Consider the following 17,995-nt stretch of genomic DNA (forward strand, 5'->3'; position numbering starts at 1 on the left):
TCTTGTGTCGAAACGAAAAAGCTTGCGAATGCGGGCTTTTTCTCGGGCGTGGTGGTGACAACCTTCAATGAACTATCTCTTCGCGGGGCCTAGCTGTATCTGGCTTGGATCGGTCCCGTGCTTCTCTGCTCGCGTCTCAGGAGTCGGTGGCGAGCAGCTTGTCGATCTGTTCAATGGGAATCCGGCCGCATTTGTTGAGGCGGAGTTTGCCTGTCTCAACCATCTTGGCGACCGTCCAGCGGCTGATACCGAGCATCTCGGCGGCCTGTCCTTGGGTCACTTGGGGCGGCCGCGGGTGTGTTTCTGCATACAGACGCACAGCATAGAATGCAATTTCAAGAGCGTTTCCTTCCACGTTCTGCCTCCAGTTGTGGCTCTTATCGCACCAAGGCGCGCGTCCAATAGAACTCAAGCCGTCCTACTTCGGGAATTTCTCAAGCCCCAGGCGATGAACGAGTCGGGGGCCCCGTTCGTACTCGCTTATGTGCACAGCGTCGTCGGCAACGTAGTACGTCCTGCCGACCTTCAGCGGTGGTGGATAGATCTTTCCATCGCGGGCCCATGCTCGTAGCGTGCTGATATGTGGCGGCGAATCGAAGTTCCGTTCCGCCCACTTCGCCAGAGTGATCTTCATCGGATTCTTGGGGCGGCCGCGCCATCGGAGCGGCCGACTTCCTTCCCTATGCTGTAGTTAGCCGCAATGGTCCGATCTGTGTGCCGGCCACATGGATGTCTGCACCGCCGACTGGCGACTTGCCATGCAGAACGAACGCGGATGCTTGATAGGATCCAGTGAGGTTCAACTCAAACTGGCGGCCATGCGTATTGAACACAGAGATGGCATTGGGCGCGTACGCTGCGACAATGATCTTCGCAGAAATTTGGTCACCTGAAAGCTTGTAACTGCCTTCATACAGATACTGATCGTCGGCACCAGCAATGTCTCCATTACGCAGCCTGATGATTCCTCCTGCGCCACGTAGCGCAGCTCCGAATTGGACTTTGTACCATCCATCGATGCTCATATCTCCCTCCCTTAAGCCAGCGGATTGCTGGCCGAAGCAGAATAGTGCAGCGACCATCCAACGGGAAACCAGCGGAGGCAAATAGACAAAGGCCCGCGTACGGGCCTTTGCGTTAGATCAAGTGTGAACATGGCACAGAGCGCCAAGGTTGCAGGGCTGTCTACTAATCTCCCGATGTGATGCCGCGCGATGCGGCAATCTGCTCGTCGATCCAGGCTTGGACTTCGGACTCAATCCAACCGACGTTGATGCCGATCTGGTCACGTAGCGCACCATGGCTGGCTCTGGAATTACTGCTTTGTGATCGAGCGAAGTCGAGAGGGGAGGGGATCGAGAGAGTCGGCGACGCCTTGTGCCCAGTTCAACCATTCATCGGTGGCCATAGAATTCTGACGGCTTATGTCGCTGCACTTCACCGCGGCAACATAGTCTCTGATTTGTTGAGCCTGAACCCAACGACCGGCTTCCTGCGCCAGTTGTTCTCGTCGCTCTCGTTCCCGAGCTGCCTCCTCCGCAGCCATGCGTCTTTGCTCCTGCCGATCTTCCTCGACTTGCCTCTGTTCTTCCCAGCGTCGGCGATTCTCTTCCTCTCGCTGCAAACGAGCCTCGCGTCGTTCTTTCATGCCAGCAAGCGCCTTGACGATCTTGGTGATCAGGCTGTGCAACTGCTCTTCTAGGGGGTTGCCCTTTTCGTCGGTGACCTTGATCGCGGGGCAATCTGTCCCGTCGCAGACAATTCGGAGGGTGCCAGTCAAGACATTGTCTCGGAAGAACTGTTCAGGCTTACGGTCGGCCTTCGTGACTATTTCATACAGGCCGAGTGTTGCTGAGCCCCCGTAGCCTTCTACGGTGGTTCGGTCTGCAACCTTGAATGAAAGTCCGCACGCCTCTCCTGTGCGAATGATACTTTCCCATATCAGCAGTGCTCGCTCGCGTAAGGGCGGCGAGACCAAGCATTCCAGCGCTTTTCCATCGGGAACACGTCTACCGCGGTCATCTAGACGCATCACCTCAATGCCCCCAAAATTGGGCTCCCATGGTTTCCGAACGGCACGTGTCTTTTGATCGCGAATACGCTTGTCCGCTCGTTCCAATGCCGCTTGTGTGGACTTCACCAAAGAATGGGCGCTTTCGAGCGATGACGCCTGTACGACAACGATGCTTTCAAGGGTCGGCTTAATCTTGGTGATGTCAGGCCTGGGGCCGAGCACCACGCCGGAGGGGGCGACGCGAATGCTCTCTTCCTTGCTAGGTTGTGGCAGACGAGTACGCTTCACAGGCTTCCCCGCTTCCAGCCTGGCCCAGTATCCCCGCGGGGGGTAGGGCACGTTGTACCGCTTGCAGATTTTCCTTAGCCCGTTGTCGGACAGACCGAAGTCGGCCGCCACCTTCGTCATCGCCTTGGACCAGACCGCCTCGTAGAGTTGGGGGCGCGTGAGGGTTTGGGATTCGATCATGGGGAGCGTTCCTGAACGATAGCTGAGAGGATGGCGACGTTATGAGTTTTCCGGCGGCCAGGGCTTACCCGCTTTCTCAGCGAGCCACGTATCGATGTCCTCCTCCAGCCACCTCTTCTGATTGCCGCCAATGTCGAATGGCTTAGGGAATTTTCGTTCGTTGATCCACCGGTAGATGGTGGATTGGCCCAGCGAAACGTTCTCAGCAACACGTTTGATCTTGATGGCGTTCATGGGCAATTCGTTGACAGCTACTCTTCTAGGGGCGTCGCTCGCCCCTGGGTGTGCTAAAGGGCGTGGACCAGCTCCGCGATAGCGCTCGCTTTCCACACGCGACCAATATCCGATTGCTCGTTGATGCGGCCGCTGTAAATTCCAATGAAGCGGGCAACTGGTCCATTGAAGACGTTCGTATTTCCATCGGCCATTCTGATCATGCCCCCAGGTCGGTAAGCCAGTACGGGAGAGCCGGATTGTCCAGGCCGACTTCTGCAATCAATCAACACGAGGGGAAAATTGTCGTAATCCACATCGGGCTCGGACGCGAGCGTGCCGGTAACCCATATCGGAAATGCGCCCCCTGCTGACAAGCCAAAAGGAAACCCGATGACGCTAACGGGATCAGCGGGCCCGACTTTGATATTTTGCCCAGGGTTGCCCGGGTCGTACGGGAAAAACGAGACGCCTTGGGTTTGAGTGAGTGGTAGCGCGACAAAGTCAGCGCGCGCCCCGAGGGTTGGATGCTCTATCCATCTAGGAGAGCCGTGCTGGTCGTGGAGATCCTCTGTCTTCTCAATCCATTCGCCCAGCCGGGCAAGGCGGTTGTGGACAATGACGATGTTATTTGGAATCCCACCTGTTGATGACAGCGGCGCCCCAGTATCTTGATGGCGGCCAGTAACGTTGTGTCGGTTCGTGATTAGGTGCCATCGGCCGGTCCTGCCCATTACGACAAAGGCTGTGCCGGTCGACAACTGCTGATCGTTGAACCGCATTCTGATCAGCAGCGATTGAACGGAAGGCTGTTCGATACTTGGCATGGTGCGGTTGAGCAAAAAGGTAGGTGGAAGCTTGTGAAGTGGTGTGCCACACTGGCCAGTCACTTTTCCGAGGCAAAAGGTATGCGCGCACGAATTTGGGTAATGCTGTTTCTATTAGGGTTCACACCATTCGCTCACGCTGCCATGAACGCGGGCGAACTGGCGCAGCGCTGCCGCAATGGGGGGCCTCTGACCACGGTGAACAGTAGCAGCTTCGACTGGGCAGTATGCGGGATGATGTTGGGCGCATACCGCGACGGTTTTGTCGAAGGCACGTACCAAGGACTAATGCGTGTCTATCTGGACGACAAGCAGGTGATGATGCTCGTCGAAGGCGGCAAAGACATGCAGCGTAGAGCGGGCGCCATCCTGCCTCGCGCGCGCTGTTCCGTCGACGACAGCTTTGAAGCGCCCGAGCGACTGCGCCAAGCCTACCTTTCGTATATTGCCGCCCACCCAGAAGCCAGCGGCAAAGCATATCCGGAAGCTCTCCGGGCTGCCATTGAGACGGTGCTTTGCCAGCGCTAGCCGAGGTTCGACTGCGCTTTGGCGGGCAGGGGAATGACCGTCGCGCTCTCACCAGCACAGAAGCGTGCCCAGTCGCTCATCAACTTGCGGCGGATGCATTCCAGACATCCGCGCAGCCTGAACGCTGTTTCGCGCTTTGCGATCCAGATCGGTTGCAGCACCCGCACGATCATGGCCGTGTCGATGTCGCGCACGTCCTGGGCGTCAAGAATGGGGCCCGCATAGGTGGAAAGCGTGTTTTCCCACTGCTGGGCATGTTTGGCGTTCTTCCAGCCGGCGCGATGCTTGGTGATGTAGTCCGAGACTGCCGCCTTGAAGACTCGTGGCCCGTAGGTTTCCAAGGCCCGTTTCCTGTGCTCGGCTTTTCGGGCTTCAATCGGATCGATTCCATCCCGAAGGAGATCTCGGCACTGTGCAGCCTCGGCGCGCGCAGCAGCCAACGAGACTGCGGACAGGGGTCCCAACCCCATTTCGCGAGACTTCCCGCGGAGCGTGAATTTGAAGATCCAGGAACGGGAACCCGTCTGTGAAATCTGAAAATAGAGGTTGCCGCCGTCGGGGTACTGACCCGGAGCATCCAACTTGCTGATTTTGAGCGCTGTCAGCCTATGAAGCTGTCGTGCCGCCATTTCCAACCCCCATTCTCACCCCTGTTTGATAGGCGGATTGTGTCGGAGGCGGTCAGACGCCGCAAGAAGAGAAATACCCCCAAAACGGCGTGGTTGCGCGGTTCTTTCGGTCTTTTTCGGAATCTGTCGGACGCCTGCGGATGGCTAGATGGCGGAAGCGGTGAGATTCGAACTCACGGATGGGTCACCCCATCGGCAGTTTTCAAGACTGCTGCCTTAAACCACTCGGCCACGCTTCCTTCGTACTGCGCTGCTCGTTGCGAGCAAGGGCGCCATTGTAACGGTACCTGGCGAAACTTGGCACCGGGTACCGTCAGTTTTCGTCGTCGGCCAAGAACAATGACTGCAAATCGTTGAGGAATCGCTGCCCCAGCTCGGTCGGGCGGATGGCGACATGGTCGCGCGTGAGCAAACCGCGCTGCTCTGCGGCATCGAGCTGCCGCTCGATCGAGCGCAGCGGCAGGCCCGTGCGTTCCTGGAACAGCGTGACGGGGAAGCCGTCGGTCAGGCGCAGCGCATTGAGCATGAATTCGAACGGCAGGTCGGCAGCGTCGACTTCGCGCTGCTCCTGCATGACGGCCGCACCCCCGGCAGTCTCGGTCTGACGTAGATAGGTGTCCGGATGCTTGTGCCGCATCTCGCGGATGACCCGGTGCGGAAAGCTGAGCTTGCCGTGCGCACCGGGGCCGATGCCGAGGTAATCGCCGAATTGCCAGTAGTTCAGATTGTGCTTGCAGCGCTTGCCGGCCTTGGCGTATGCCGACACCTCGTAGTGCTCGTAGCCTGCCGCCGCCAACCGCGCGTGGATCCAGTCCTGCATTGCAAACGCCGCGTCGTCATCCGGCAGCGCGGGCGGGTACTTGGCGAAGTACGTGTTTGGCTCCAGCGTCAGGTGGTACAGCGACACGTGGTTCGTATCGAATGACAACGCGGCCTCCACGTCGGCCTCGCACTCGGCCAGCGTCTGGCCGGGCAGGGCAAACATCAGGTCGAGGTTGATGTTGTCGAAGTGCGCGCGGGCGATGTCGATGGCGGCGCGCGCTTCAGCGGCGCTGTGGATGCGGCCCAGCGCCTGCAGGTGCGCGTCGTTGAAGCTCTGGATGCCGATCGACAGGCGGTTCACGCCGCTGGCGCGATAGCTGCGGAAGCGTTCGGCCTCGAAGGTGCCGGGGTTGGCCTCCATCGTGATCTCGGCGTCGGCGTCAACAGGCAGCAGCATGCGGATGTCCGACAGCAGTCGGTCCAGCCCCTGCGCTGACAACAAGCTCGGCGTGCCGCCCCCAATGAAGATCGTGTGTACATGCCGGCCCCACACCATCGGCAGCGCGGCTTCCAGGTCTTGCCGCACGGCGGCCAGAAAACGCTCCTCCGGGATGCCCTGTTCCGGCTCCGCATGCGAGTTGAAATCGCAGTACGGACACTTGCGTACGCACCACGGCACGTGCACGTACAACGACAGCGGCGGCGAGGCCGGTAGGCTGATCTTGCCCGGCTGCAGGAAGGCGGAGGTGACCTTGTCACCGGTTTCAGCGGCGGTCGCGGAGGGCGTCTTGGCTGCGCCGGCGGGGTGAATCGGAATCATCGGAACGTCACGCGTTTTCAAAGGTGCGCAGCCGTTCGACGAGCTGCGCGAGGGCTTGTGCACGATGGCTCACGCTGTTCTTCTCGGCCTTGGTCAGCTCGGCGGCGGTTTTGCCGAGGTCGGGCAGCAGGAAGTACGGGTCGTAGCCGAAGCCGCCGTCGCCGCGCGGTGTGTCGATCACCTCGCCAAACCAGTTGCCTTCGGCAATGATCGGCTGCGGGTCATCGGCGTGGCGCACGTAGACGAGCACGCAAACATAATGCGCGCCGCGGTCGGCCTTGCCGGCCAGTTCGCGGACGAGGCGGGCGTTGTTGGCGGCATCCGATTTGGGCTCGCCCGCCAGTTGTGCGTAGCGCGCGGAATACACGCCCGGCGCGCCGCCCAGGGCATGCACGCAGATGCCGGAGTCGTCTGCCAGCGCGGGCAGGCCGGACGCACGGCTCGCGTGGCGTGCCTTGGTGAGCGCGTTTTCAACGAAGGTCGCATAGGGCTCCTCCGCCTCGGGAATGCCGAGCGCGCCTTGCGGCGTCACGTCGAACCCGAGGGTGCCCAGCAGCGCGTTGAATTCGGCCAGCTTCCCGGCGTTGTTCGATGCGAGGACGATCTTGCGCATGGCCGTGTCGCTCAGAGGCCCAGCGCCTGCTTCTGCAGGCCGATCAGCGTGCGGATGCCTTGGTCGGCCAGGCCCAGCAATGCATCCATTTCAGCGCGCGAGAACGGCGTGCCTTCTGCGGTGCCTTGCACTTCCACAAAGCCGCCGCTGCCCGTCATGACGACGTTCATATCGGTATCGCACGCCGAGTCTTCGGGGTAGTCCAGGTCGAGCACCGGTACGCCGTCGACCACGCCCACCGATACGGCGGCCACGAAATCCCGGATCGGGTTGCCGACCAACTGACCCTTTTCGCGCATGACCGAGACTGCGTCATATGCCGCGACGAACGCGCCGGTAATGCTGGCCGTGCGCGTGCCGCCGTCGGCTTGCAGCACGTCGCAGTCGAGGTGCAGCGTGTGCTCGCCGAGCGCGCGCAGATCGAACACCGAGCGCATCGCCCGGCCGATCAGGCGCTGGATCTCCTGCGTGCGGCCGGTCTGCTTGCCGCGTGCGGCCTCGCGGTCGGAGCGCGTGTGGGTCGAGCGCGGCAGCATGCCGTATTCGGCTGTCACCCAGCCCTCGCCGCTGCCTTTCTTGTGGGGCGGCACCTTGGGCAGCACGCTGGCCGTGCAGAGCACTTGCGTGTCGCCAAAGCACACCAGCACCGAGCCTTCGGCGTGGCGCGTGAAGTTGCGGGTGAGGGTGACAGGGCGGAGTTGATCGGGCTGGCGGCCGCTGGGTCGCATGTGGGGTCTCGCTTAAGAAAACGGATAGCCCGACATGATACCGGCCCGCGCTGCGCTTGGCAGGGCGGGCCGGAGGAGGGTCTGCGAGGACTGAGCGACGGCGCTTAGCGCGTCAGATTGCTCGTCTTGTCGATGGCGGCGCGGATTTCCGCGATGGAGCGCTCGATTTCCTCCTCCGACATCAACCCCGATTCACTTTGCGGCGCGTCCAGGATCGACGTCGTGAAGGCGTTCAGGGGCAGGGTGTCGGTCTGCACCGAATCCTGCGTGGTGGTCACGGCATCCAGCTCCCACATCATGGAGATGGCAGTCGTGTTGTCGGCCGTGTCGCCGGCATTGCGCAGCGCGCGGGCGATCAGCTCAGGAATCGCCTGCGTGACCGAGAAGCTGGTGCAGGTGTCGATGAGTTCGTCTTCCTGCACGCTGCCCCACAGGCCGTCGGAGCACAGCATGGCCACGTCGCCCGGCTCCAGGTTCACCGGCCCGCCGATGTCGATCAGCGGCAGATTGGGCGAGCCCAGGCAGTTGTAGATCTTGTTGCGCTCGGGGTGGTGCGCGACCTGCATCGGCAGCACACGGTCTTGTTGCAGCAGGTTCTCGATCTTGGAGTGATCGCGCGTGCGCGTCACCAGTTCGCCCTTGCGCATCAGGTACATGCGCGAATCGCCGGCGTGCGCCCAGTGCAGCGAGCCGCGCTGGGCCAGCGCGCAGACGATGGTCGTGCGCGGCGCATCGGGCAGGCCGTTCGTCTCCGCATAGCGATGGATGTCGCGGTGCGCGAGCATGATGCTCTCGTGCAGGAAATCACGCGGATTGCGAATCGACGGACGCGCGTGGCGTTGGAACTGGCGCGCCATGGTCTGCAGCGCCTGCTGGGCCGCGACTTCGCCCAGCGAGTGCCCGCCCAGGCCGTCGCACAGCACCATCAGCATGGCGTCACGCGTAAAGCAGTAGCCCATGCGGTCCTGGTTGACGCGTCGCGCGCCTTTTTTGCTTTCTTGATAAACCGAGAATCGCATTGCGGCTAGATGAATATTCGGTGAGGGAGGCGGTGCAGCGGCAAGTCCCGCCTAGTGTTGCACCATTCTGGAATCATACTCCGCCTGTCAGCGGCAATCGGGCGCTCAACTGTCCCGGCGGCGCAACAGACGGCTCATGAAACGCGTCGTCAACGCCTCTTTTTCTTCTGGCACGGGGCCGCCTTGGGTGACAGCGGTCAGCGCCTGCAATTCGGTCAGCGCGTTGCTTTCTTCGCGCAGCACCTTTTGCAGACGGAACACGCTCTGCGGGCGTTCTTCGGGCTTCATCTTCAGGCACCAGCCGACGAGGTCGATGAGGCTGGCCGTGTAGACCTTGCGCAGGCGCTCCAGGCCTTCTTCCAGCTTGTCGTCTTTCTCGCGCTGCGTGGCTTCCTGGGGCGGCGTGCCGGCCATGCAGGCATAGATCGTGGCGCCGATGCTGTAAATGTCCGTCCACGGGCCCAGCTCGTTGTGCTTGCGGTACAGCTCCGGCGCGGCAAAGCCCGGCGTGTACATCGGCTGGAAGCGCGAGGCCTCGGCGGTGAGCGTCTGCCGCGCGGCGCCGAAGTCGAGCAGGATCGGCGAAAAGTCTTCGCGCAGGTAAATGTTGCCGGGCTTGATGTCGAGGTGCAGCAGCTTGTGGATGTGGACTTCGCGCAGCCCGCTCATCAGGTCATGGAACACCTGGCGGATGAAGCGCTCGCGCAGCATCTTCAGCTTGCCTTGCTGGCGCGCGGTGAGGATGTGTTCCTGCAGCGTTTTACCCTGCTCATACGTCATCACCATGTAGACCGTGCCATTTTCCCGGAAGAAATTGAGCACGCGCACGATAGCGGGGTGCGAAATCTTGGCCAGCGACCGGCCTTCTTCAAAGAAGTATTTGAGCCCGAGGCGGAACGCACTCGCGCTTTCTTCAGGCACGACGGGAATCAATTCGCCCGGCGCGCGACGGGCCAGCGAAGAAGGCAGATATTCCTTTACGGCCACCGGCGTCCCATGCTCGTCGGTCGCAAGATAGACGAAGCTGAACCCCCCGCTGGCCAACTTCTTTACAATACGATAATTGGACAGCAAGGTGCCGACCGGCAACGGGGCACTGCGCGGCTGTCCTGAGCCTTTTGACTCTGTCATGGGTTTGTGTGGCGAAATGGCTGTCGGATTCTCCCTGACCAGTCCACACGTTGTAAAGCGACAAAAGGTGGGGGATTCCCCGCCAATTCCGGGCGTTAAATACCGCCACCGGATTTCCCGATTCGACCAAGAACAACACACCACGATTCCATGATCCACAGCATGACCGGCTACGGCGTTGCCACACGCCAGGCAGCCTTTACCGATGCCCATGGCGCCCCCAGCGGCAGCGTCGCTACCGTCTCGGTCGAATTCCGCACCGTCAACTCCCGCTTCCTCGATCTGCTGTTCCGTGCTCCGGAAGAGTGCCGCGCCTTTGAGCCGGCCCTGCGCGAAATGCTGATGAGCGCACTGTCGCGCGGCAAGCTGGAATGCCGGATCAACCTGCAGCGGCAGGAAGCCGCCAGCGATGTTGCGGCGCTCAATGTGGAACTGCTGCAACAACTGGCCAAGCTGGAGCAGGCGGTCACGCGCTACCTGCCGGCATCGGGTTCGCTGCGCATGGGTGAAATCCTGCGTTGGCCCGGCGTGCTCGCCGAGCCGCAGCTGACACAAGACGCGCTGCGCGACGCCGTGATCGAGGCGGCCAAAGAGGCGCTCAAGCAACTTCTGGAGTCGCGCCGTCGCGAAGGCGATGCACTGAAGGCCGTGTTGCTGGACCGCGCTGACGGGATGCTGGCCATCGTCGACAAGCTCACGCCGATGGTGCCCGTCCTGATCCAGCAGCATCAGGACAAGCTGACCGAACGCCTGCGCGAGGCGTTTGGCCTGGCAGCGCCCGACGGCACGCCGGCACTGACGCGCGACGAGCTTTCCGAGCGCATCCGCCAGGAAGCCACCGTCTACGGCATTCGCATCGACATCGCCGAAGAACTCTCGCGCCTCCAGGCGCATCTGCGCGAAACGCGCCACATCCTGGAAAAGGGCGGCCAGATCGGCAAGCGCCTGGACTTCATGATGCAGGAGCTGAACCGCGAGGCGAACACGCTGGGTTCGAAGGCGGCCGCCAAGGAACTGGCCGATGCATCGATGGAACTCAAGCTGCTCATCGAGCAGATGCGCGAGCAGGTCCAGAACCTCGAATAACTTGAAACGCTAGAACGACAACATGCCATCCTCTCAAGCGCACTCTGCCGTCGATACCCCCATCGAGAATCACTTCCCGGGCAGCCTGTTCATGGTCGTGGCACCGTCCGGCGCCGGTAAGTCGACGCTGGTGAATGCGCTGCTGGCGCACGATTCGTCGATTCGCCTGTCGGTTTCGGCCACCACGCGCAAGCCGCGTCCGGGCGAACAGCACGGCCGCGAATACAACTTCATGACCGTCGAGGAATTCAAGGCTTGCCGTGATCGCGGCGAGTTTCTCGAATGGGCCGAGGTGCACGGCAACTACTACGCCACTTCGCGCGTGTGGATCGAAGAACAGATGCGCGCCGGCACCGATGTGCTGCTCGAGATCGACTGGCAGGGCGCGCAGCAGGTACACCAGCGTTTCGCCAATGCCGTAGAGATCTTCATCCTGCCGCCGTCGCTTACGGCGCTGGAGGATCGTCTGAAGAAGCGCGGTCAGGACGAACCCAACGTGATCGTGCGCCGCCTGCTCGCGGCGGGCTCCGAGATGGCGCACGCTCCCGAGGCCGACTACGTGATCATCAACGAAGTGTTCGATACGGCATTGGCCGAGCTGCGTACCGTGGTGCAGGCCACGCGCCTGCGCTTCGGTGCCCAGAAGGCGCGCCACGGCGAGCTGTTCGTCGAGCTGGGCATTCACTGAGCCAGCAGCGCAATCGCGTTTTTCAGCGCGGTTGTGAAAGTGTGGTAGCGCCTGTGCCCAAGTGCAGTCGGAAGGGAGTGCTGCGCTGCTGCTAAAATATCGAGATCAACTAGATTTGCCACCAGGTGGAGTTTTCATGGCGCGTATTACCGTCGAAGATTGCTTGAAACAGATTCCGAATCGCTTCGAACTGGCATTGGCCGCAACGTACCGCGCCCGTCAGTTGGTGCAGGGCCACACGCCCAAGGTCGATGCCAAGGACAAGCCGACCGTGACCGCATTGCGCGAAATCGCATCGGGCCAGGTCGGTATCGAGATGCTCAAGAAGGTTCCGTCCTGAGCTGACACGCGTTACTTGGCATTACCTGGCGTGGTACGCTGCCTCGGTCACTGATCGTTCTTGCGATCTTTCGTGGATGTGAAAGCCGCGAACGCACTAGACCCCGGCATGCCTACCTCGCCCGCTTCTTCTTCGCCCAGGACCCAACATTCCGCCGCGCACGAACACAACGTGCCGTCGGTGGAATCGTCCGCGAGGTCGTCCGGTCCTGAGTCGGGCACTTCCACGGTCCCCTCCGGGTCCTCCACTGCTTCCGTCGTTCCCATGCCGTCATCCGCTTCCGGCTCCGGCCCCGCGTCGCCCCGTACGGGCGCGCCGAACTTGCCTGATCCGCGTGGTGCCGACTTGGTGGGGGAGCGGGCAGCCCTGCCGCCCAAATCGCATAAAGGTGCAAGCGCCGACGCGCCCGCGCCGGCCGCCAAGCCGGAGAGCGGCGACACGCTGTTCATCGATGCGGTGCTGGAGCAGACCTATCGGCATTTGTTCGGCCCGACCTCGCAGCCAGCGGCACCACCGCGCCAGCAGGTCGTTTCCATTTCGGGGCTGACCGAAAAGCTGTCGTATCTGAAGCCGGCAGACCTGAAGCTGGTGAAGGAAGCCTTCCACTTTTCCGACGAGGCGCATCTCGGGCAGTACCGCCAGAGCGGCGAGCCGTACATCACGCATCCCGTGGCCGTGGCAGAGATCTGCGCGGGCTGGAAGCTGGATGTGCAATCGATCATGGCAGCGCTGCTGCACGACGTGATCGAAGACCAGGGCGTGACGAAGAGCGAGTTGGCCGAAAAGTTCGGCCCCAAGGTCGCGGAACTGGTCGACGGCCTGACCAAGTTGGACAAGCTCGAATTCCAGAGCCGCGAGCAGGCGCAAGCCGAGAGCTTCCGCAAGATGCTGCTCGCGATGGCGCGCGATGTGCGCGTGATTCTCGTCAAGCTCGCCGATCGTACGCACAACATGCGCACGCTCGACCACGTGCCGCCGGAAAAGCGGCGCCGCATTGCGGGCGAAACGATGGAGATTTACGCGCCGATCGCGCACCGCCTTGGCCTGAATACGACATATCGGGAGCTGCAGGAATTGAGCTTCCGCATCGGCTCGCCGTTCCGGTATGCCACGCTCGAGAAGGCGGTGAAGGCCGCGCGCGGCAATCGGCGCGAAGTCGTAAGCCGCATTCTTGAAACGGCGCAGCGTGCGCTGACCGACGCGGGCATCCCGGCCGAAATGACTGGCCGCGAGAAAACGCTGTACAGCATTTACCGCAAGATGCACGACAAGCAACTGTCGTTCTCGCAGGTGCTGGATGTGTATGGCTTCCGTGTGGTGGTCGACACGCAGATGCAGTGCTACATGACGATGGGCGCGCTGCACAGCTTGTACAAGCCGATGCCCGGCAAGTTCAAGGATTACATCGCCATCCCCAAGATCAACGGTTATCAGTCGCTGCACACGACGCTGGTAGGGCCGTTCGGCACGCCGGTCGAGTTCCAGATCCGCACGCGCGAGATGAACCAGATTGCGGAAGCCGGCGTGGCCGCGCACTGGATGTACAAGCAGCACCACGACGAGCCGGACCGCGCGCAGCAACAAGCGCATCAGTGGCTGCAGTCGCTGCTCGACATCCAGAGCCAGACGGGCGACTCGCAGGAGTTTCTCGAGCACGTCAAGATCGACCTGTTCCCCGATGCGGTCTACGTGTTCACGCCGAAAGGCGAGATCCGCGCGCTGCCGCGCGGCGCCACGGCGCTGGACTTTGCGTACGCAGTGCACAGCGATCTGGGCAACCAGTGCGTGGCAGTCAAGATCAACAACGAGCTGCTGCCGCTGCGCACGGAGCTGAAAAACGGCGACATCGTCGAGGTGGTGACGGCGCCGTACTCGAAGCCGAACCCGGCGTGGCTCACGTTCGTGCGCACGGGCAAGGCGCGCGCGGCGATCCGGCATTTCCTCAAGACGGCCAAGCTGGACGAGGCGATTCAACTGGGCGAGCGGCTGCTCGAACAGGCGCTGCGGCAGATCGGCATCGACATGAAGGCCGTGTCCGCCCAGGTGTGGGAGCGCGTCGTGCAGTGGACAGGCAACAAGGCGCGCGAAGACGTTTTTGCGGATCTCGCGCTCGGCCGCCGCGTAGCCGCGGTGGTGGCGCGCCGTCTGGAAATCCTCCTGCAGGAAGGCGGGCACGAGGGCGACGAAGCCTTGATGGCCGCTGTACACACCTTCGCTGGCGACGAGGCGCCCGCCGTTACCGTGAGTGGCGACGAAGGCATGGCGATGGTGTTCTCGTCGTGCTGCCGCCCGATTCCCGGCGACCCGATCGTCGGCTATATCGGCAAGGGTGAAGGCTTGCAGATCCACGTGCAGGAATGTCGCGTGGCCAAGCGCCTGCATGGCAAGGATCCGGAGCATTGGATCGACGTCATGTGGGCTGAGCACACGACACGCGCCTTCGATGTGTCGATCAAAGTGCTGGTGCGCAATACGAAGGGCATTCTGGCGCGCGTCGCCGCCGACTTGACGTCGGCTGATGCCAACGTGGCACACGTGTCGATGGAGCAGGAGGGCGATCAGGAGGCGACGTACATGACGTTCCTGATCCAGGTGCATGACCGCGTGCACCTGGCCGATGTGATGCGCGCGCTGCGACGCAACCCGGATGTGATTCGTATTGCGCGAGATCGCGGCCTGGATTAAGGCTTCTGGGGCGAAAGCAAAAAAGGCGAGGCCGCGGGGCTTCGCCTTTTTTGTTCATGGTCCGCTTGCCGCACACACAACAGCGCTTCGACGTAGCGCTGCATGCGAGTCCGAAGTGGACAAAAGAAAAGGGCTTCCATTTCTGGAAGCCCTTCTCATTCTCGTATTAGGTTGGCGCGGCTGGCAGGATTCGAACCCACGACCCCTTGGTTCGTAGCCAAGTACTCTATCCAACTGAGCTACAGCCGCAACCGAGAAATGAGATTATACAGAGATTTTCCGTCTTGTGAACCCCCTTCTTCACTTTTTCTTCGAGAGGGGTCAACTTTCTATAATGGAGCCTTGATCCACCGTGGCTTCCATCATGAACAAGGCTTTCGTCCGGGAAGATTCCGGCGATGACGAAGACGATCTGCCCGAAGGCGCCGCGCCCTTGCCGCCGGGTTCCAAGAACTACATCACACCGGCGGGCTACGAGCGCTTGCGCACTGAGCTGATGCACCTGATCGACACCGAGCGGCCCGAAGTGGTCGGCATCGTGTCGTGGGCCGCATCCAACGGCGATCGCTCTGAAAACGGCGACTACCTTTACGGCAAGAAGCGTCTGCGCGAGATCGATCGCCGCATCCGCTTTCTCACGCGCCGTATCGAGAAGGCCGAGGTTGTCGACGCCAGCTTGCAGGGCGACAACGATCAAATCTTCTTTGGTGCGACCGTCACCTACGCGAACCAGCGCGGTGAAGAGACGACCATCACCATCGTCGGCATGGACGAGGTCGATCTGGACATCGGGCACGTGAGCTGGATCTCGCCGATTGCGCGCGCGCTCATCAAGGCGCGCGAAGGCGATACGGTGCCGCTGCGCACGCCCACGGGTGTCGAGCAGATCGACATCCTTGAAGTCAAATATCCGCCGCGCTCGGCGTGAGTTTTCTACTCAGGCCGGGTGGCCGAGGCAGTAGGCACCGAAGGCGATGACGGAGCAGGCCGACAGGCGCCGCGCGGTGAGCGACTCCTTCAGGAACAGTCGGCCGAGCAGCGCTGCGAATACCACCGACGTTTCGCGCAGGGCCGACACAGGCCCCATCGGGGCGAGCGTTACAGCCCAGATGACGATGCCGTAGGCGATGAGCGAGACCACGCCGCCGCCAAACGTCTTGAGTGTGTTGGCGTCGCGCAGGTCGATGTTCAACGGGCCTTTCCACACGCGATAGAGCAGCACCATCGGCAGGCCGTCGAGCATGAACAACCATGCCGAGTACGCGTTCGCATTGCCGGCGGCTCGCGCGCCGATGCCGTCGCACACCGTGTAACACGCGATGAATACGCCCGTGCTGAGCGCCGCCAGTGTCGAGCCCAGATCAGCCTTGCGGCCGCGCGCGAGACTGAGAATGCCGCCGCTGACCAGCACCACGCCTGCGAGTGCAATCACGCCGGGCATTTCACCCGCGAAGAGCGACGCGCCCACCGTGACGAGCAGCGGTGATGAGCCGCGCGCGATCGGGTACACCTGCCCGAACTCGCCAAACCGATATGCGCGTGCGAGAAACACGTTGTAGCCGACATGCAGCACCGCGGACAGTGCCACATAGGGCCATGCAGCCGGTGCCGGCAACGGCAGTGCAATCGCCATCGGTATTGCGGCCACGCCCGAGGCCAGCGTCATCAGCGTGATGGCGCGCAGTCGGTCGGAGCCGCTTTTCAGCAGCGCGTTCCACGAGGCATGAAGCAGGGCGGCGCAGAGAACGAGGGCGATGACGGCGGGGGTCACGGTGACGATATGCGCGGAGTGGGGAAGTGAAAATCGGGTCGATTTTTCTCACTCGATGCTGGATCGGCGAGAGCGGGAAGGCCATAGCGTAGCGCCGTATAGTGTGCTCAACAATCGATATATACTGACTCGATCTGTGCAAAAAACTCACGCGATATGCGCAAGCTGCCTCCTCTGAATGCCGTGCGCGCTTTTGAATCGGCGGCGCGCCATCTGAGTTTTACGCGCGCAGGCGAAGAGCTGAGCGTCACGCATGGCGCGATCAGCCGTCAGATCCAGGCGCTGGAGGCGTGGCTGGGTGTCCCGCTGTTTCGTCGGCTGAATCGGCGTGTGGAACTGACCGATGCGGGGCAGCGCTATCTATCGGAGATTGGCGTGGCGCTCGACCGGATCAGCACGGCCAGCCAAGCGCTGCGTGACCGCGATGCGGTGCGCATCCTGCGCGTAAACAGCATCCCGACGTTCACGATGCGCTGGCTGATTCCGCGGCTCTCCACGTTCCAGATGCGCTTTCCGCGTGTGGAGGTGCGGTTGACCACGTCCATCGAAGAGATCGCGGACCTGCCCGATCATTTCGACGTCATCATCCGGGGCGGGCCGGAGATTCATGCGGGCTTTCAGTCGGGGCGCTTTCTGGACGAGAGCCGTTTTCCGGTGTGCAGCCCGAGGTTGCTGGAGCGCTTGCCGCTCGCGGCCCCGTCGGACTTGCGGCATCACACGCTGCTCCATTCGGACACGTTGCCTTCGGTATGGCCCAGCTGGCTGGTGCTGGCTGGCGTGCCGAACCTGCGGCCCGCGCATGCGCTGACGTTCGAGCATTTCTATCTGTCGATTCAGGCCGCCATCGATGGATTGGGCGTCGCGATGGGCCCCTCCGCGCTGATCACGGAGGACCTGGAGGAGGGGCGTCTCGTAGCGCCGTTTCCCGATCTCGCGTTAGTGGCGCGCAGCTATTACTGGTACAGCCCGGCGCGCAATCTCGGTGACGACGTGGTGCAGGCATTTTGTACGTGGCTGGGCGAGGAACGCCCCAAACGTCACGCAAACGTGAACACATTTCCGGCCTTCGGTAACGGAGGTAACGCCGCGTAACACCCTAGAGGCGGCGGCGAAACCCGGTGCTACGATCCACTCAAGTTCGATGGGTTTGAAAAGGAGGTCCCCAATATGAAGAAGAATGCATGGATTCTCGCTGCAAGCTTGGCCGCTGCCGGTGTGGCGAGTGTGATCGCCTTGCCCGCGCAGGCGCAGGTGTCGATCGGTGTGCAGATCGGCCCGACCTACGCGCCGCCGCCGCCTCAATATGAGCCTGTGCCGGTCCTGCAGCCGGGCTACGTGTGGGTGCCGGGTTACTGGCAATGGCGTGACGGCCGCTATGTCTGGCGTCGCGGCTATCGTGAACATGGCCGACCGGGTTACCACTGGCGCGAGCCGCGTTGGGAGCAAGGTCCGCGCGGCTGGCAAATGCGTGACGGTGGTTGGGACCGCGGCGACGATGGCCATTGGCACGGCCGTGATCGGGATCGCGATGATCGCCGCTATCACTGCCCTCCGGGCCACGCCAAGAAGGGCGAATGCTGATGCTGTAATAACAGGCCGGTCACGCACCGGCCTGTTTTTTGCGGGCAAGTCTTTCGACGCCGCGATGGCTGCATGAGAGATTGCGGCGCCTT

At 62.0% G+C, this 17,995-nt stretch carries 21 protein-coding genes and 2 tRNA genes; 8 read left to right on the top strand and 15 right to left on the bottom strand.

The window, feature by feature from the left end:
• Nucleotides 1–136: 136 nt before the first annotated feature.
• The 6 genes from ABIC76_RS16010 to ABIC76_RS16035 form a co-directional block, all read right to left on the bottom strand.
• The gene (locus tag ABIC76_RS16010) at nucleotides 137–355 is read right to left on the bottom strand and encodes a MerR family transcriptional regulator (protein ID WP_354534560.1); all 219 of its coding nucleotides are present in this window, start codon (nucleotides 353–355) and stop codon (nucleotides 137–139) included.
• Nucleotides 356–418: 63 nt separating this feature from the next.
• The gene (locus ABIC76_RS16015) at nucleotides 419–634 is read right to left on the bottom strand and encodes an excisionase (protein ID WP_354534561.1); all 216 of its coding nucleotides are present in this window, start codon (nucleotides 632–634) and stop codon (nucleotides 419–421) included.
• A gap of 46 nt (nucleotides 635–680) precedes the next feature.
• Nucleotides 681–1,025 carry a GrlR family regulatory protein gene (locus ABIC76_RS16020; RefSeq protein WP_354534562.1) on the bottom strand — a complete coding sequence of 115 codons (345 nt, stop codon included), beginning with the start codon at nucleotides 1,023–1,025 and terminating at the stop codon, nucleotides 681–683.
• 290 nt (nucleotides 1,026–1,315) lie between these two features.
• Nucleotides 1,316–2,482, bottom strand: coding sequence for a hypothetical protein (locus tag ABIC76_RS16025; protein WP_354534563.1), 1,167 nt, complete (start codon nucleotides 2,480–2,482; stop codon nucleotides 1,316–1,318).
• 39 nt (nucleotides 2,483–2,521) lie between these two features.
• Nucleotides 2,522–2,716 (bottom strand): helix-turn-helix transcriptional regulator, encoded by a 195-nt coding sequence (locus ABIC76_RS16030; protein WP_354534564.1) that lies wholly within the window; start codon nucleotides 2,714–2,716, stop codon nucleotides 2,522–2,524.
• A 53-nt stretch (nucleotides 2,717–2,769) separates the two neighbouring features.
• Nucleotides 2,770–3,522 carry a trypsin-like peptidase domain-containing protein gene (locus ABIC76_RS16035; protein ID WP_354534565.1) on the bottom strand — a complete coding sequence of 251 codons (753 nt, stop codon included), beginning with the start codon at nucleotides 3,520–3,522 and terminating at the stop codon, nucleotides 2,770–2,772.
• Between the two features lie 81 nt (nucleotides 3,523–3,603).
• On the opposite strand from ABIC76_RS16035, the gene ABIC76_RS16040 reads away from it, so the two are divergent.
• The gene (locus ABIC76_RS16040) at nucleotides 3,604–4,050 is read left to right on the top strand and encodes a hypothetical protein (RefSeq protein WP_354534566.1); all 447 of its coding nucleotides are present in this window, start codon (nucleotides 3,604–3,606) and stop codon (nucleotides 4,048–4,050) included.
• Here the strand turns inward: ABIC76_RS16040 and ABIC76_RS16045 are convergent.
• The 7 genes from ABIC76_RS16045 to ABIC76_RS16075 form a co-directional block, all read right to left on the bottom strand.
• Nucleotides 4,047–4,679 (bottom strand): tyrosine-type recombinase/integrase, encoded by a 633-nt coding sequence (locus ABIC76_RS16045; RefSeq protein ID WP_354534567.1) that lies wholly within the window; start codon nucleotides 4,677–4,679, stop codon nucleotides 4,047–4,049. The genes ABIC76_RS16040 and ABIC76_RS16045 overlap by 4 nt on opposite strands.
• Nucleotides 4,680–4,828: 149 nt before the next feature.
• Nucleotides 4,829–4,918: transfer RNA gene (locus tag ABIC76_RS16050), tRNA-Ser, on the bottom strand.
• Nucleotides 4,919–4,992: 74 nt separating this feature from the next.
• Nucleotides 4,993–6,261 (bottom strand): radical SAM family heme chaperone HemW, encoded by a 1,269-nt coding sequence (gene hemW, locus ABIC76_RS16055; protein ID WP_354534568.1) that lies wholly within the window; start codon nucleotides 6,259–6,261, stop codon nucleotides 4,993–4,995.
• A 7-nt stretch (nucleotides 6,262–6,268) separates the two neighbouring features.
• Nucleotides 6,269–6,874: an RdgB/HAM1 family non-canonical purine NTP pyrophosphatase gene (gene rdgB, locus ABIC76_RS16060; RefSeq protein ID WP_354534569.1), complete on the bottom strand. Its 606-nt coding sequence runs from the start codon at nucleotides 6,872–6,874 to the stop codon at nucleotides 6,269–6,271.
• 11 nt (nucleotides 6,875–6,885) lie between these two features.
• Nucleotides 6,886–7,602: a ribonuclease PH gene (gene rph, locus ABIC76_RS16065; protein ID WP_012762362.1), complete on the bottom strand. Its 717-nt coding sequence runs from the start codon at nucleotides 7,600–7,602 to the stop codon at nucleotides 6,886–6,888.
• Nucleotides 7,603–7,706: 104 nt separating this feature from the next.
• Entirely contained in the window at nucleotides 7,707–8,621 is a 915-nt protein-coding gene (locus tag ABIC76_RS16070; RefSeq protein WP_027680973.1) for a PP2C family protein-serine/threonine phosphatase, read from the bottom strand.
• 105 nt (nucleotides 8,622–8,726) lie between these two features.
• Nucleotides 8,727–9,752: a serine/threonine-protein kinase gene (locus ABIC76_RS16075; protein WP_147214659.1), complete on the bottom strand. Its 1,026-nt coding sequence runs from the start codon at nucleotides 9,750–9,752 to the stop codon at nucleotides 8,727–8,729.
• Nucleotides 9,753–9,902: 150 nt separating this feature from the next.
• Here ABIC76_RS16075 and ABIC76_RS16080 point away from each other — a divergent pair, with 150 nt between their 5' ends.
• The 4 genes from ABIC76_RS16080 (at nucleotide 9,903) to ABIC76_RS16095 (ending at nucleotide 14,551) form a co-directional block, all read left to right on the top strand.
• On the top strand, nucleotides 9,903–10,838 hold the full coding sequence (locus tag ABIC76_RS16080; protein ID WP_354534570.1) for a YicC/YloC family endoribonuclease: 936 nt from the start codon (nucleotides 9,903–9,905) through the stop codon (nucleotides 10,836–10,838).
• A 22-nt stretch (nucleotides 10,839–10,860) separates the two neighbouring features.
• Complete coding sequence (gene gmk / locus ABIC76_RS16085; protein ID WP_027680976.1) at nucleotides 10,861–11,526, top strand: guanylate kinase; 666 nt, start codon at nucleotides 10,861–10,863, stop codon at nucleotides 11,524–11,526.
• 136 nt (nucleotides 11,527–11,662) lie between these two features.
• Nucleotides 11,663–11,866: a DNA-directed RNA polymerase subunit omega gene (gene rpoZ, locus ABIC76_RS16090; protein WP_004630929.1), complete on the top strand. Its 204-nt coding sequence runs from the start codon at nucleotides 11,663–11,665 to the stop codon at nucleotides 11,864–11,866.
• Nucleotides 11,867–12,130: 264 nt separating this feature from the next.
• Nucleotides 12,131–14,551: a RelA/SpoT family protein gene (locus tag ABIC76_RS16095; RefSeq protein ID WP_102066454.1), complete on the top strand. Its 2,421-nt coding sequence runs from the start codon at nucleotides 12,131–12,133 to the stop codon at nucleotides 14,549–14,551.
• A gap of 172 nt (nucleotides 14,552–14,723) precedes the next feature.
• Here the strand turns inward: ABIC76_RS16095 and ABIC76_RS16100 are convergent.
• A tRNA-Arg gene (locus ABIC76_RS16100) sits at nucleotides 14,724–14,800 on the bottom strand.
• A 115-nt stretch (nucleotides 14,801–14,915) separates the two neighbouring features.
• On the opposite strand from ABIC76_RS16100, the gene greB reads away from it, so the two are divergent.
• Nucleotides 14,916–15,479: a transcription elongation factor GreB gene (greB, locus tag ABIC76_RS16105; protein WP_027680979.1), complete on the top strand. Its 564-nt coding sequence runs from the start codon at nucleotides 14,916–14,918 to the stop codon at nucleotides 15,477–15,479.
• Between the two features lie 9 nt (nucleotides 15,480–15,488).
• Here greB and ABIC76_RS16110 read toward each other — a convergent pair whose 3' ends face one another.
• Nucleotides 15,489–16,322, bottom strand: coding sequence for an EamA family transporter (locus ABIC76_RS16110; protein ID WP_354534571.1), 834 nt, complete (start codon nucleotides 16,320–16,322; stop codon nucleotides 15,489–15,491).
• A 156-nt stretch (nucleotides 16,323–16,478) separates the two neighbouring features.
• Between ABIC76_RS16110 and gcvA the strand changes: the two genes are divergently transcribed.
• On the top strand, nucleotides 16,479–17,414 hold the full coding sequence (gene gcvA / locus ABIC76_RS16115; protein WP_354534572.1) for a transcriptional regulator GcvA: 936 nt from the start codon (nucleotides 16,479–16,481) through the stop codon (nucleotides 17,412–17,414).
• A 75-nt stretch (nucleotides 17,415–17,489) separates the two neighbouring features.
• Nucleotides 17,490–17,903, top strand: coding sequence for a hypothetical protein (locus ABIC76_RS16120; RefSeq protein WP_354534573.1), 414 nt, complete (start codon nucleotides 17,490–17,492; stop codon nucleotides 17,901–17,903).
• Nucleotides 17,904–17,995: the final 92 nt, after the last annotated feature.

Origin of the sequence: Ralstonia sp. 1138, assembly GCF_040544795.1 — a bacterium.
Taxonomy (GTDB): Bacteria; Pseudomonadota; Gammaproteobacteria; order Burkholderiales; family Burkholderiaceae; genus Ralstonia; species Ralstonia flatus.